12 protein-coding genes are annotated in these 13,782 nt (G+C 61.4%); 4 read left to right on the top strand and 8 right to left on the bottom strand.

Going from position 1 to position 13,782, the window contains the following annotated elements; all coding sequences use genetic code 11:
* Nucleotides 1–2 precede the first annotated feature (2 nt).
* Both FJW08_RS04890 and ugpC read right to left on the bottom strand, forming a co-directional pair.
* On the bottom strand, nt 3–455 hold the full coding sequence (locus FJW08_RS04890) for an RbsD/FucU family protein (RefSeq protein WP_140809255.1): 453 nt from the start codon (nt 453–455) through the stop codon (nt 3–5).
* A 27-nt stretch (nt 456–482) separates the two neighbouring features.
* A complete protein-coding gene (ugpC, locus tag FJW08_RS04885; protein ID WP_140809254.1) occupies nt 483–1,532 on the bottom strand; it encodes a sn-glycerol-3-phosphate ABC transporter ATP-binding protein UgpC in 1,050 nt (349 codons plus the stop codon).
* A 276-nt stretch (nt 1,533–1,808) separates the two neighbouring features.
* On the opposite strand from ugpC, the gene FJW08_RS04880 reads away from it, so the two are divergent.
* From FJW08_RS04880 to FJW08_RS04870, 3 genes are all read left to right on the top strand, one after another.
* Nucleotides 1,809–3,473, top strand: coding sequence for a sugar ABC transporter substrate-binding protein (locus tag FJW08_RS04880; RefSeq protein WP_140809252.1), 1,665 nt, complete (start codon nt 1,809–1,811; stop codon nt 3,471–3,473).
* Nucleotides 3,474–3,570: 97 nt separating this feature from the next.
* Entirely contained in the window at nt 3,571–4,692 is a 1,122-nt protein-coding gene (locus FJW08_RS04875) for a sugar ABC transporter permease (RefSeq protein WP_140809249.1), read from the top strand.
* 12 nt (nt 4,693–4,704) lie between these two features.
* Nucleotides 4,705–5,622 carry a carbohydrate ABC transporter permease gene (locus tag FJW08_RS04870; RefSeq protein ID WP_140755286.1) on the top strand — a complete coding sequence of 306 codons (918 nt, stop codon included), beginning with the start codon at nt 4,705–4,707 and terminating at the stop codon, nt 5,620–5,622.
* A 53-nt stretch (nt 5,623–5,675) separates the two neighbouring features.
* Here the strand turns inward: FJW08_RS04870 and FJW08_RS04865 are convergent, their stop codons facing one another.
* Both FJW08_RS04865 and FJW08_RS04860 read right to left on the bottom strand, forming a co-directional pair.
* Nucleotides 5,676–6,419 (bottom strand): creatininase family protein, encoded by a 744-nt coding sequence (locus FJW08_RS04865; RefSeq protein ID WP_140809247.1) that lies wholly within the window; start codon nt 6,417–6,419, stop codon nt 5,676–5,678.
* 3 nt (nt 6,420–6,422) lie between these two features.
* Entirely contained in the window at nt 6,423–6,989 is a 567-nt protein-coding gene (locus FJW08_RS04860; RefSeq protein WP_140809245.1) for an SIS domain-containing protein, read from the bottom strand.
* Nucleotides 6,990–7,179: 190 nt separating this feature from the next.
* Between FJW08_RS04860 and FJW08_RS04855 the strand changes: the two genes are divergently transcribed.
* Entirely contained in the window at nt 7,180–8,202 is a 1,023-nt protein-coding gene (locus tag FJW08_RS04855) for an aldo/keto reductase (protein ID WP_140809243.1), read from the top strand.
* A gap of 91 nt (nt 8,203–8,293) precedes the next feature.
* On the opposite strand, the gene FJW08_RS04850 is transcribed toward FJW08_RS04855, so the two are convergent.
* The 4 genes from FJW08_RS04850 to clpP all read right to left on the bottom strand — a co-directional run bounded on the left by FJW08_RS04850 (nt 8,294) and on the right by clpP (nt 13,743).
* On the bottom strand, nt 8,294–8,566 hold the full coding sequence (locus FJW08_RS04850; protein WP_027143628.1) for an HU family DNA-binding protein: 273 nt from the start codon (nt 8,564–8,566) through the stop codon (nt 8,294–8,296).
* Nucleotides 8,567–8,858: 292 nt separating this feature from the next.
* Complete coding sequence (gene lon, locus FJW08_RS04845) at nt 8,859–11,270, bottom strand: endopeptidase La (protein WP_127869591.1); 2,412 nt, start codon at nt 11,268–11,270, stop codon at nt 8,859–8,861.
* 274 nt (nt 11,271–11,544) lie between these two features.
* Nucleotides 11,545–12,819 carry an ATP-dependent Clp protease ATP-binding subunit ClpX gene (gene clpX / locus FJW08_RS04840; protein WP_023759839.1) on the bottom strand — a complete coding sequence of 425 codons (1,275 nt, stop codon included), beginning with the start codon at nt 12,817–12,819 and terminating at the stop codon, nt 11,545–11,547.
* 294 nt (nt 12,820–13,113) lie between these two features.
* Nucleotides 13,114–13,743: an ATP-dependent Clp endopeptidase proteolytic subunit ClpP gene (gene clpP, locus FJW08_RS04835; protein WP_140809241.1), complete on the bottom strand. Its 630-nt coding sequence runs from the start codon at nt 13,741–13,743 to the stop codon at nt 13,114–13,116.
* Between the last annotated feature and the right edge of the window lie 39 nt (nt 13,744–13,782).

The following is a 13,782-nucleotide window of genomic DNA, read 5'->3' as shown; positions in this document are numbered from 1 at the left end:
CGCTACTCCGCATCCGGTGGCACGACGCCCTTGCGGAAGGCAAAGCAGCCGTAGAATCGGCGTTCTCCGGTCTGGATGACGCAATAGGCCTGCTTGGCTCGCTCGTAGAAGGCGTAACGCTCGACCGGCACCATCGGCCAGGACTTGCCCTCGGCGGCGTCGATCTCCTTCTGCACTTCCTTTTGCACGGTTGGAATCTCGTCCGGCTTGCCGACGATCTCCATGCGAGCGGCCGAGTCGTCGACGAACGTGTCCAGCGGGTAAAGCGACAGCACCGCCTTCACCACCCGGGCCGCCGAGGCATCGATGCGCAGCACCCGACCGAGCGCCGTCTGGCGCGCCACCGAATCGGAGGGAAAGTTGGTATCGGCGATGATCAGGTCATCGCCATGGCCCATCGCCCGCAATGCCTGGAGCACATCGGCATTGAGCAACGGATCGATCCCTTTGAGCATGATGGTCCTCGTGAAGTACGTTTGAGATCAGAGACGCTTGCCGGTCTCGGCATCGAACAGATGGATATGGTCGAGCCTTGGCCGAAGCCTCAGCGTGTCGCCGGGCTTGAAGTCATGGCGCTCGCGAAACAGCGCCACCATCTCGCCGTCGCCGAAGCGCAGGAAGACCAGGGTTTCCGATCCGGTCGGCTCGACCACCGAAATCTTGGCCGGCACGCCATCGGGATGGATCTCGAGATGTTCGGGCCGCACGCCATACACCACGGAGCGCCCCTCCTCGACGGCGTTGTTCGGAGAAACCGGGAACAGCGTTCCGGCAATGTCGACGCCACCCTTGCGCCCGGTGCCCTTGAGCAGGTTCATCGACGGCGAGCCGATGAAACCGGCGACGAAAAGGTTGGCCGGCCGGTCGAAAAGCTCCAGCGGCGCGCCGACCTGTTCGATGCGGCCGTCGCGCATGACGACGATCTTGTCGGCCATCGTCATGGCTTCGATCTGGTCGTGGGTGACATAGATGGTGGTGGTCTTCAGCCGCTGGTGCAGCTCCTTGATCTCGGTGCGCATCTGCACGCGCAGCTTGGCGTCGAGGTTCGAAAGCGGCTCGTCGAACAGGAATACCTGCGGATTGCGCACGATGGCGCGCCCCATGGCGACGCGCTGACGCTGGCCGCCGGAAAGCTGGCGCGGATAGCGCTTCAGATAGGGGCTGAGGTCGAGGATGTCGGCGGCGCGCTTGACCCGCTCGGCAACCACGGCCGGATCGGTCTTGCGCAGCTTGAGGGCGAAGGCCATGTTCTGCTCGACCGTCTTGTGCGGATAGAGCGCATAGTTCTGGAACACCATGGCGATGTCGCGCTTTGCGGGCGGCAGGTGATTGACGACGCGGTCGCCGATGGCGATCGTGCCGCCAGAGACAGTCTCCAGCCCCGCCACCATCCTGAGCAGCGTGGACTTTCCGCAGCCTGACGGGCCGACAAGCACGACGAACTGGCCATCGGCAATGTCGACGCTGACTTCGTGCAGAACCTTGACGGTTCCAAACGCCTTGGCCACCTTGCTTATCGCGACTTGAGCCATCGTTCCCCCATCGGCTCCAATGGCCGTAGGCGCAGAAGCTAACCAACGCGACCGGTCAGGGCAAGCCGGTCTCTTATAGATAAAAACCGTTCTCGTTGACACGGCGTTTGGTTGCGAGAATAGTGACGAGCGCCGATCCGAAACGCTGGTACTCTATCCGAAAAAACGGAACGCGAAGTGACGCAGGTTGGGGTCCTGGTTTCGCATCTGAACAAAGCCAGCGCCCGGCACGATTGGCACTTCGATTCACGACTAACGTTCTGGGAGGAATAGTCCATGCGAGTAGATCTTTACGACAAACTGGTCCGTGCCGGCGCTACAAGGCGCGACATATTGAAGGGCGCGGCCTCCATGGCCGCGATCGCGGCCGCATCCGGCGCCGGACTTGGCGCCCTGACGCGCCCTGCTTCGGCCGCAAGCGAACTGCGCTCGAAAATCTTGCAGATTCCCGGGGTTGGCAAAGGTCAGCCGACCGACGCCGACTTCCAGAAGGTCGGCGAACTCTGCCTCGATGCGACCAAGGCAAGTGTCAAGCAAGGCGAGTTCGCCGGTGTCGAGCTCGCCTTCATGGGCCTCAACAACCAGAATCTGCACAATGTGCTGTTCCGCGGCTTCCTGAAGCCATGGGAGACCTATACCGGCGCCAAGATCAACTGGATCGATCTGGCGCAAGCGGATTACAATGCCCGCCTGCAGCAGTCGATTGCCACCGGAACCGTCGACTTCGACATTGCCGAGATGGGCGCGCCTTTCGAAGGCGACGTCTGCGGCAAGGGCCTGACCTCTGAAATGCCCGACTGGGTCAAGAAGCAGATCGACTTCGACGATCTCGTCAACTACCTCAAGCCGCCGGTCGGCACCTGGGATGGCAAGCAGTATCGCGTCACCATCGACGGCGACACGCACAACTTCAACTACCGCACCGATGTGTTCGCCGACGCAGACCTTGCCAAGCAGTGGAAGGACGGCGGCGGAGCCGGTGAATGGGGCGTACCGAAGACCTGGCAGCAGGTGCAGGCCGTCACCAAGTTCCTCAAGGGCAAGAAATTCAAGGGCCAGGACGTCTACGGGTATCTCGACGCGCCCAAGCCCTGGGGCGGTTTCGGCTTCTACTTCCTGGGCAGCCGTGCCACGGCCTACGCCAAGCATCCCGACGACAAGGCGTGGCTGTTCGACGCCGACACGATGAAGCCGCGCATCAACAATCCGGCCTGGGTGCGCGCCATCCAGGACGTCATCGACGCCTTGCCGTCCGAACCGGCCGACCAGATCAATGCCGACCCGAACACCACCGGTTTCCAGCAGTTTCTGGCCGGAACCGGTTCAATGATCCCCTGGTGGGGCGACATCGGTTCCAACGCCAAAACCAACGATTCCTCTGTGATTGGCGACCTTTGCGGCTTCGACATCCTGCCGGGCTCGGATGACGTCTACAATTCCAAGGCCGGCAAATGGGAAAAACTGCCGAGCGGACCGAACTACGCGCCCAACCTCGCCTATCTCGGCTGGGGCGTCTATGTCATGGCCCGCGTCGACGGCGATCCGAAGAAGCACAAGGCCGCCTGGAGCGCGGCGGCGCATCTCGGTGGCAAGGATCTGGCAATCTGGACGGCGATGTATCCGTCCGGATTCCAGTGCTACCGCAACAGCCAGCACGACATCGACGAATGGGTGGCCGCCGGCTACGACAGGGCATTCATCACGAACTACCTCGACTCCCAGTTCAACTCTTACAATCATCCGAATGGCGCTATCGAGCCACGTATCCCCGGCATCTTCCAATACTACAGCGCTGCCGAGGACATCCTGGCCAATACCTTCGCAGGCAAGATGAAGGCACAGGAAGGCGCCGATGCCATCGCCGCCGCCTGGGAGAAGCTGACCGACCAGATCGGCCGCGAGAAGCAGATCAAACTCTACAAGGCCTCGCTCGGCGCATAGGTGGACGTTTGATAAAAGTCACGGCCCGGCGTCACATCATCGCCGGGCCAAGTTTTGACCGGCTCTGCCGGCCATCGTACCAGAAGAGGCGAGAGGCGTGGCTGAACAGACCTCGACCACGAATGCGTGGCCGGCAAATTCCACACCAATGGATCTGATCCCGCCTGGCCGCAAACGCTTCGGCTGGACACTGATGGCCTTGGCCACACTCGGCCTCCTGGCGACGATCCTGCTTCAGATCCTCTACAAGACCGAGGTCGATACGATCGGCTTCGAGACATGGCGGCCCGTGGTCTACGCCTATGTGCTATGGGGCGTTGCTATCGGGATCGGCCAGGTTCTGACACGCGGCGAGGACGGCCAGCGCGCGCTGTTCCTGCTGCCGGCGCTGCTGTTCACCATCGCCATGGTGATCTTTCCCACGCTGTTTGGTTTCTATATCGCGCTCACCGACTGGAACCTCAGCTCCTTCAGCGGCCGCAGGTTCAACGGGCTCGACAATTTCTGGCAGATGCTCGGCGATCCATACTACCGCAATGCGCTGTTCAACATGGTGCTCTATGTGCTTGCGGTGCTGGTCGAATATGTCATCGCCTTCGGGCTGGCGCTGTTGCTCAACGCGCAGATCCGGGCGCGAAAATTCTTCCGCGTCGTCTTCCTGATGCCGCTGATGCTGTCGCCGGTCGCAGTGTCCTGGATGATCGGCAAATCGCTGATGGAATACCGGTTCGGCCCGGCGGCGACGCTGGCGCGCCATCTCGGCTGGGACAATCCCGCCTTCTTCTCAGAGCCGATCACAGCCCGCATCTCGATCATGATGCTGGACGCCTGGACCTTCATTCCCTTCATGATGATCATGCTGCTGGCCGGACTGCAGGCGATGTCCCGCGAGGTGCTGGAGGCGGCGCGTGTCGACGGCGCCAATGCATGGCAAACCTTCTGGCATGTCACCTTCCCGCTGATGCTGCCGGTGTCTGTCACCGCCGTCATCCTGCGCATCATCTTCAAGCTGAAGCTTGCGGACATCATCATTACGGTGACGTCGGGCGGCCCGGGCGGAGCCACCGATTCGGTGTCGAGCTTCATCTACCGCGAATATCGCGACCGCTCGAATGTCGGCTACGGCACCATGCTGGCGATGGCCTATCTCGTCATCATCGTCGTGTTCGTGACCTGGCTCCTGAAGATCGCCAACCGCTTCGTGCGCAACGTCAACTAGAGCGGCCGGATCATGAGCGTTCAGACCACCGACTATACCGTCTCCGAAATCCGCTCCCCGGCGAGCTTCATCACCAGCCGTGTCTTCATCTATGGCGCACTTGTCTTCTGGGCTTTCATCTGCCTGTTCCCCATCTACTGGACGATAACGACCTCGTTCAAATCGGCGGTCGACGTCACGCAAGGGCATCTGATCCCGTTTGTCGACTTCCAGCCGGATTGGAAAGGCTGGCGATCGCTTGGCCTGTCGCCGGACTCGATCTTCCAGACCTCGACCGTGCGCGACGAGTTCCTCAAGCGTTTCATGAATTCGGTCATCACCTCGGTTGGTGCGTCGAGCCTGGCTATCATCATCGGCAGCCTCGCCGCCTATGGCCTGACCCGCTATCGCTACCATTTCGCCTGGTTCAAGAACGAGGACATCTCGTTCTTCTTCCTGTCGCAGTTGATCCTGCCGCCGGTGGTGCTCGCCCTACCCTTCCTAGTGCTCTACCGCGAAGTCGGGCTGCTCGATACGCGCATCGGGTTGATCCTGCTCTACACGCTGATGGTGCTGCCGATCGTCATCTGGATCATGCGCGACCAGTTCAACTCGATTCCAGTCGAACTCGAGGAAGCAGCCCTCGTCGACGGCCTGTCGATCTGGGGCGCCTTTTTCCGCATCGTCATGCCGATCGCGCTGCCGGGCATGGTCGCGGCCTTCATCCTGGCAATGGTGCTGTGCTGGAACGAGTATTTCTTCGCCGCCCTTTTGACCTCGACGGACGCCAAGACGATCCCGGTCATGGTTGCCAGCCAGACGGGGTCGCAAGGCATCAACTGGTGGTCGATGGCCGCGCTGGCCACCGCAGCGATCGCGCCGCTTGCGGTCATCGGTATCGCGCTGGAGCGCTACCTGATCATGGGCATGACGGCTGGTGCGGTGAAGTGACCGGGCGCCTCTTCTTTCCCTCTGTACCCCTCTGTGGGAGAAGGAAGGGCGCGCTAGGCCTTCAGGATCGCGCGCAGATGATCCATGATCATGGCGACGCCCTTCTGTCCAAGCTCTGCCGAAGCATCCGCCGCGCTCGCCGTATACCAGGTTTTGTTGTCCGCGAAGTGCGCGGCGTCCACTGCTTCCGGACATAGCGCCAGCATCAGCGATGTCTCGCCGATGCCGGCATGGTCGAATGGATATTTGCCGTTCATGGCGGCCGGCATCAGCGGATGCACCTGCACCCAGTTGAAGAAATTTTCGCCCGCCGCATGCCCGGCATAGTAGTCGGCCATCGTCTCGGAGCCCCACCAGCCTTCGCCGCGCTGCTTCTCGAGGAAGCGAAAGATCGCCTGCCTGCCGGCGGTCTTGAAGGCGAGATCGGTCGGCATGCCGGCGGCGAAATTCTCGGTCTGGTGATGAATGATGGCGTGGATGTTGCGGAAACCGATACGCAGCAGGCTGTAGAACAGCTCCTCGCCGAACGGCGCCAGTTGATTGCCGCCGACCTGAACGGAACCACTGCCTTCCGGCGGTGCCACGGCATAACTCGCCGCGCCATAGTAGAAGGGCGGCAGGATGACGACATCGCTCTCTTTTTCGAACAGCTCCAGCGTCTTGATGACGGCCAGCGTGTCCATGCCGACGGCCATGTGCTCGCCATGGTATTCCAGCACGCCGAGCGGCAGCGCGACCGGCCAATTCTCGGCAATCGCCTTGCGGATCTGGTGCGGCAGCATCAGTTCATAGCGCATGGTCTATTCCATGTTGGTGTGGCGGGCGCGCATGGCTTCCGGCGACGCCGCAGTCAATTCCCTGAGTTTCAGCACCATGATCTCGAACAGCAGGAACAGCGCGCCCTCGAAAACCGAGCCCATCGGCAGCACCGACGTCTTTTGCGGTCCCTGGTCGTCGGCCATGGTCTGCGCCGGGATCAGCAACGTCAAATCAGCCAGCCCTACGGCGCTGCCGCCTGCCTGGGCGGTCAGGAGCAGGACGGTCGCGCCGGCCTCGCGCGCGATGCGCATCAGGGTGAGCACGGTCGAGGTTTCGCCAGGCCCGGAACTGACAAGCAAAACATCGCCCTGCGCTACAGGCGGCGTGTTCATGTCGCCGACGACCGAAACCGGCAGGCCCAGATGATAGAGCCGCATGGCGAAGCCCTTCACCTGCAAGGCCTCGCGGCCGCAGCCATAGACGACGATCTGTCTAGCATCCACCAGCATCCCGCAGGCGGCGTCGATCCGGTCGCCATCGACGCGCGCCAGCACCGCTTCAACCTCGTCGAGTGCGGTCCTGAACATCTGCGAGCTGGAGTTGCTCATGGCCGCGCCACCGGCGTGCCGGTAGTCGAAGATGATTGGCAATTCCCGATCATGCTCTTTCCCGGAACAGCTTGATTTCGTTCATGCTAGCAACCGCGAAAATGCGTGTCCAACGCTCAGCGGCGCTTTTGCCTAGCCACGAGCATGATAGTGTCATGTCAGACAAATCAATCCGGGAAAATTTCAAGACATGAAGACACGGCATTTCGACCGCATCGGCAATGGCGGCATCACCTTCACGGAGCTGGGCTTCGGCACGGCTCCGCTCGGCAATCTTTACCGCGCCGTCTCCGACGAGGACGCCAATGCGACGTTGGAGGCCGCCTGGGCGACCGGCTGCCGCTACTATGACACCGCCCCCCTCTATGGGCTCGGCCTGTCGGAAACGCGCCTCAACCCGTTCCTGCGCTCCAGGAAGCGCGACGACTATGTGCTGTCGAGCAAGGTCGGCCGCATCATGCGCGCCTGCCCGCCGGAGGAGCGCACGGGCATCGGCAAGTTCTTCGACACGCCGTCGCGCAAGGAGGTCTACGACTACAGCTATGACGGCGTCATGCGCTCGTTCGAGGCCTCGTTGGAGCGGCTCGGCGTCGACCGCATCGACATCCTGTTCGTGCACGACGTCGACATCTTCACCCATGGCAGCAAGGAGGCGTCCGACCAGCGCATCGAGGAGTTCATGCGCTCGGGCTATTATGGCCTGCTCGCCTTGCGCGACCAGGGCGTCATCAAGGCGTTCGGCGGTGGCATCAACGAATGGCAGGTGGCCCAGACGCTGGCCGAGCGCGGCGATTTCGACCTGTTCCTGCTTGCCGGGCGCTATACGCTGCTGGAACAGGAGGCGCTGACATCGTTCCTGCCGCTTTGCCAGAAACGCGGCATCGGCATCGTTCTCGGCGGCCCCTACAATTCCGGCATTCTGGCGACCGGACCGAAGCCCGGCGCCTACTACAACTATTCCGAAGCGCCGCAGGATGTGCTCGACCGAGTGACGCGCATCGAGGCCGTCTGCAAACGCCATGGTATCAGGCTCATCGAGGCCGCCCTGCAATTCCCGCAGTTGCACCCGTCGGTGGTTTCGGTCATCCCCGGCGGTCAGCGGCCTGAAGAAGTCGAGAGCAACCGGTCGCTGCTGGACGCGAAAGTGCCTGTAGCGCTTTGGGCCGATCTCAAGAAGGAAGGCCTGATGCGCGCCGACGCCCCGACAGCTTGAGAAGCTTCTGGTCCGATCGATTCGATACGGGGTCCAAAAATGAAAAGCCGGGCAAGCCCGGCTTTTCTGGTTTTTGAAAATTAAAATGCGCTTAGTTGACGGCGTCCTTGAGGCCCTTGCCGGCCGAGAACTTCGGCACGGTGCGCGCCGGGATCTGCACTTCGGCGCCGGTCTGGGGGTTGCGGCCGGTGGATGCAGCGCGCTTTGACACGGTGAAATTGCCAAAGCCGACAAGCCGGACATCGCCGCCCTTCTTCAGTTCGCCGGAGATGACAGAAAACACTGCATCGACCGCCGACTGCGCGTCACCCTTCGAAATGCTCGCGGCGTCGGCGACAGCGGACACCAGTTCGTTCTTGTTCATAAAAATTCCCTTCCATGAGAACACCGGAACTTACGACTCATCCGGCAGGAAACGGACTTTAGAAAGAAGCGTTCCCGCAACCAAGTCGAAAAGGCAGGAAAAAAGCGGAAAAAGCCCGGAATTCCGGGGTTTTTCACATGAAAAAGCCGGGCGCGAAGCCCGGCTTTCTGTTTGTGCGCTGCAACCTTAGCGATTTCTAACGCATGGCCCTGAAAACCGCGGTCGGTTTTCCGAAAGGACCATGCGCAAATCCCCAGTATTGGAGCGTCCTTTGCGCTGGACGCGCAGCGCCCTAATGCGCAAGCGACTTTCCGGCATCGTCGGCGCTGTCGGTCGCGGCCGGCGGATTGACCGGTTCGACCCATTCGATCGGCTCCGGCATCCGCACCAGCGCGTGGCGCAGCACCTCACCGACGCGTGAGACCGGAATGATTTCCATGCCGTTCTTCACGTTGTCCGGAATCTCCGCCAGATCCTTGGCGTTGTCTTCCGGGATCAGCACCTTCTTGATGCCGCCGCGCAGTGCGGCGAGCAGCTTCTCCTTGAGGCCACCGATCGGCAAGATGCGGCCGCGAAGCGTTATCTCGCCAGTCATCGCCACATCGGCCCGAACCGGAATACCCGTCAGCACCGACACAATGGCCGTGGCCATGGCCGCGCCTGCGGACGGACCGTCCTTCGGCGTTGCGCCTTCCGGCAAGTGCACGTGGATGTCGCGCTTGTCGAACAGCGGCGGCTCGATGCCGAAATCGATGGCGCGCGAACGGACATAGGAGGCCGCCGCCGAGATCGATTCCTTCATCACGTCGCGCAGATTGCCGGTCACCGTCATGCGGCCCTTGCCGGGCATCATGACGCCTTCGACCGTCAGCAGCTCGCCGCCGACTTCCGTCCAGGCAAGGCCGGTGACGACACCGACCTGATCGTCAGCCTCGACCTGGCCGAAGCGGTAGCGCTGAACACCGAGGTAGTCGGCGAGGTTCGCCGCCGTGATGCTCACCGTCTTCTTCTTCGTCTTCAGGATCTCGGTCACCGCCTTGCGCCCGAGCTTCATCAGCTCGCGCTCCAGGCTTCTGACGCCCGCTTCACGGGTGTAGGTCTGGATGATGGCGCGGATCGCGTCCTCACCGACGGAGAACTCCTTCGGCTGCAGCGCGTGATCGCGGATAACCTTCGGCATCAGGTGCCGCTTGGCGATCTCGATCTTCTCGTCCTCGGTGTAGCCGGCGATACGGATGATCTCCATGCGGTCCATCAAGGGCGCAGGGATGTTCAGCGTGTTCGCCGTCGTCACGAACATCACGCTCGACAGGTCGTATTCGACCTCGAGGTAATGGTCCATGAACGTCGAGTTCTGTTCGGGATCGAGCACCTCGAGCAGCGCCGAAGACGGGTCGCCACGGAAGTCCTGGCCCATCTTGTCGATCTCGTCGAGCAGGAAGAGCGGATTGGACTTCTTTGCCTTCTTCATCGACTGGATGACCTTGCCGGGCATCGAGCCGATATAGGTGCGCCGGTGGCCACGGATCTCGGCTTCGTCACGCACGCCGCCGAGCGCCATACGGATGAATTCGCGACCGGTCGCCTTGGCGATCGACTTGCCGAGCGAGGTCTTGCCGACGCCGGGAGGGCCGACGAGGCACAGGATCGGCCCCTTCAGCTTCTTCTGGCGGCTTTGCACGGCAAGGTACTCGACGATGCGGTCCTTGACCTTGTCGAGGCCGAAGTGATCAGTGTCGAGGACATTCTGCGCGTAGGCCAGGTCCTGCTTGACCTTGGAGTTCTTGCCCCACGGGATCGACAGCAGCCAATCGAGATAGTTGCGCACGACGGTCGATTCAGCCGACATCGGCGACATCGTCCTGAGCTTCTTCAACTCGGCTTCCGCCTTTTCGCGAGCCTCCTTGGAGAGCTTGGTCTTCTTGATGCGCGCCTCGATCTCGGCGGCCTCGTCGCGGCCATCCTCGCCTTCGCCGAGTTCCTTCTGGATCGCCTTCATCTGCTCGTTGAGGTAGTATTCGCGCTGCGTCTTCTCCATCTGGCGCTTGACGCGCGAGCGGATGCGCTTCTCCACCTGCAGGACGGAGATTTCGGCTTCCATGAAGCCCATCGCCTTTTCCAGCCGCTCCTTGACGGAAAGCGTGGCCAGCATCTCCTGCTTTTCAGGGATCTTGATGGCGAGATGCGAGGCAACCGTGTCGGCGAGCTTTGAATAGTCGTCGATCTGGCTGGCGGCACCCACCACTTCGGGCGAGATCTTCTTGTTCAGCTTGACGTAGTTCTCGAAGTCGGTGACGACCGAGCGGGCCAGAGCCTCGACCTCGACCTCTTCCTCTTCCGGCTCGACCAGCGCCGTGGCCTTGGCCTCGTGGAAGTCGGGACGGTCGGTGAAGGAGACGATTTTCGCACGCGAGGCGCCTTCGACCAGAACCTTGACGGTGCCGTCGGGCAGCTTCAGCAATTGCAGCACATTGGCGAGCGTGCCGATGTCGAAGATCGCATCAGGCTCGGGATCGTCATCGGCGGCATTCATCTGGGTGGCAAGCAGGATCTGCTTTTCCTGACCCATCACCTCTTCCAGCGCCTTGATCGACTTTTCGCGCCCGACGAACAGCGGAACGATCATGTGCGGGAACACCACGATGTCGCGCAGTGGGAGGACTGCAAAGACGCCGTCGCTGGGAGCCTTGGATATTTTGGCCATTGTCCAACCTTTCATGTCGCGGCCACCATCAGGCCAACCGCGAATCTCATATTAACGACCGGGGATCGTTCCGCCTACCACCGTTTATGACGGGAGTTTTACAGCACAGAAATCGGGCACCTCGGCCTTCTCGTGTTAGGTGGATGCAGGCGGGCCAAAGATCAAGAGTTAACATGGTCCGCAATCCATTCCATCGCGAAGGTGTGCCGGTTCCTCACAGCAAAACGGCGCCGCAAGGGCGCCGTTCCACAAAAATATAGGGCCAAGTGCCATATCAGGCGCTGACATTGCCCTTCTTTTCCTTCTGTTCGGAATAGATGTAGAGCGGCCGGGCGCTGCCGGTCACCACTTCTTCCGAAATCACCACCTCGCGCACGCCTTCGAGCGCAGGCAGTTCGAACATCGTGTCGAGCAGGATCGCTTCCATGATCGAACGCAGGCCGCGCGCACCGGTCTTGCGCTCGATGGCGCGCTTGGCGATCGCGGAAAGCGCGTTCTCGTGGAAGGTCAGGTCGACATTTTCCATCTCGAACAGGCGCTGATACTGCTTGACCAACGCGTTCTTCGGTTCGGTCAGGATCTGGATCAATGCCGGCTCGTCGAGATCCTCCAGCGTCGCCAGGACCGGCAGACGACCGACGAACTCCGGAATGAGGCCGAATTTCAACAGATCCTCGGGCTCGACCAGGCGGAAAACGTCACCCGTGCGGCGATCCTCCGGCGACGCGACGATGGCGCCAAAACCGATCGATGTCTTCCTGCCGCGGTCCGAGATGATCTTGTCCAGCCCGGCGAAGGCACCGCCGCAGATGAACAGGATGTTGGCGGTGTCGACCTGCAGGAACTCCTGCTGCGGGTGCTTGCGGCCGCCCTGCGGCGGGACGGAGGCGACCGTGCCTTCCATGATCTTGAGCAGCGCCTGCTGCACGCCCTCGCCCGACACGTCGCGGGTGATCGAGGGATTGTCGGACTTGCGCGAAATCTTGTCGATTTCGTCGATGTAGACGATGCCGCGCTGGGCGCGCTCGACATTGTAGTCGGCCGACTGCAACAGCTTCAGGATGATGTTCTCGACATCCTCGCCGACATAACCGGCCTCGGTCAGCGTCGTGGCGTCCGCCATGGTGAAGGGCACGTCGATGATGCGGGCCAGCGTCTGCGCCAGCAGCGTCTTGCCGCAGCCGGTCGGGCCGATCAGCAGGATGTTGGACTTGGCCAGCTCGACATCGTTGTTCTTGCCGGCATGCGCGAGGCGCTTGTAATGGTTGTGGACCGCCACCGACAGCACGCGCTTGGCGTAGGGCTGGCCGATGACGTAGTCGTCGAGAACCTTGAGGATCTCCTGCGGGGTCGGCACGCCCTCGCGCGACTTCACCATCGAGGTCTTGTTCTCCTCGCGGATGATGTCCATGCACAGCTCGACGCACTCGTCGCAGATGAACACCGTTGGGCCGGCGATCAGCTTGCGCACCTCGTGCTGGCTTTTGCCGCAAAACGAGCAATAGAGCGTGTTCTTGGAATCACCGCTGTTGTTGCCGACCTTGCTCATTTCATGTCCTTTCATGGCCGCCCGCCGATGGTCTGGCTGAAAGGGCGCATACTCTATTTATCGCGGGAATCCGCCGCCGCCAGTCTTCCGGCTCCCGCAACGTATTCCATACGAAACACAAATCAGAAAACGTGGCAATGATTCGCAGCTTCCCCACGCAAAGCTAAGCCGTCGAAAATCAACATAGCCTTAACGTAGGCAATCCCGACCTCCGAGGGAACAGCCAATTGTGGCCGAAATGACGCAAGACGCGCCAAAAGCGCGTGATGGTGCCATCCAACTGCCAACCAACCTTTATGCCAACGCTCCCTCGGCCGCCTCGCGCGACGAAATGACCTTGTCGATCAGGCCGAAATCCTTGGCCTCGTCGGCGGTCATGAAATGGTCGCGGTCGAGCGTCTTCTCGATCTCTTCATAGCTCTTGCCGGTGTGCTTGACATAGACCTCGTTGAGGCGACGCTTCAGCTTGATGATGTCCTGGGCATGACGCTCGATATCGGACGCCTGGCCCTGGAAGCCACCGGACGGCTGGTGAACCATGATGCGGGCGTTCGGCGTGGCAAAGCGCATGTCCTTGTGGCCGGCGGTCAGCAGCAGCGAGCCCATCGAGGCCGCCTGGCCGATGCACAGCGTCGACACGGCCGGCTTGATGAACTGCATGGTGTCGTAGATCGCCATACCCGAGGTGACGACGCCGCCCGGCGAATTGATGTAGAGGTTGATTTCCTTCTTCGGGTTCTCGGCTTCGAGGAACAGGAGCTGCGCGCAGACCAGCGTCGCCATGCCGTCCTCGACCGGACCGGTGATGAAAATGATGCGCTCCTTGAGGAGGCGCGAGAAAATGTCGTAGGCCCGCTCGCCGCGATTGGTCTGTTCGACCACCATCGGAACGAGGTTCATGTAGGTTTCGACGGGATTCTTCATCAGTTATCTCTTCTCGCGGTGGGATTTCCGGCGCCGGAC

The organism is Mesorhizobium sp. B3-2-1 (genome assembly GCF_006439515.1).
Classification (GTDB): domain Bacteria; phylum Pseudomonadota; class Alphaproteobacteria; order Rhizobiales; family Rhizobiaceae; genus Mesorhizobium.
The sequence above is the reverse complement of the archived record's forward strand: the minus strand, read 5'-3'. Positions and strand labels throughout refer to the sequence as shown.

Excerpts from the sequence above, each read along its gene's own strand:
- FJW08_RS04865 (WP_140809247.1), bottom strand. The coding sequence starts at position 6,419 with ATGCGCTATGAACTGATGCTGCCGCACCAGATCCGCAAGGCGATTGCC.
- ugpC (WP_140809254.1), bottom strand. The coding sequence starts at position 1,532 with ATGGCTCAAGTCGCGATAAGCAAGGTGGCCAAGGCGTTTGGAACCGTC.
- FJW08_RS04860 (WP_140809245.1), bottom strand. The coding sequence starts at position 6,989 with ATGAGCAACTCCAGCTCGCAGATGTTCAGGACCGCACTCGACGAGGTT.
- FJW08_RS04870 (WP_140755286.1), top strand. The coding sequence starts at position 4,705 with ATGAGCGTTCAGACCACCGACTATACCGTCTCCGAAATCCGCTCCCCG.
- clpP (WP_140809241.1), bottom strand. The coding sequence starts at position 13,743 with ATGAAGAATCCCGTCGAAACCTACATGAACCTCGTTCCGATGGTGGTC.
- lon (WP_127869591.1), bottom strand. The coding sequence starts at position 11,270 with ATGGCCAAAATATCCAAGGCTCCCAGCGACGGCGTCTTTGCAGTCCTC.
- FJW08_RS04855 (WP_140809243.1), top strand. The coding sequence starts at position 7,180 with ATGAAGACACGGCATTTCGACCGCATCGGCAATGGCGGCATCACCTTC.
- FJW08_RS04850 (WP_027143628.1), bottom strand. The coding sequence starts at position 8,566 with ATGAACAAGAACGAACTGGTGTCCGCTGTCGCCGACGCCGCGAGCATT.
- clpX (WP_023759839.1), bottom strand. The coding sequence starts at position 12,819 with ATGAGCAAGGTCGGCAACAACAGCGGTGATTCCAAGAACACGCTCTAT.
- FJW08_RS04890 (WP_140809255.1), bottom strand. The coding sequence starts at position 455 with ATGCTCAAAGGGATCGATCCGTTGCTCAATGCCGATGTGCTCCAGGCA.
- FJW08_RS04880 (WP_140809252.1), top strand. The coding sequence starts at position 1,809 with ATGCGAGTAGATCTTTACGACAAACTGGTCCGTGCCGGCGCTACAAGG.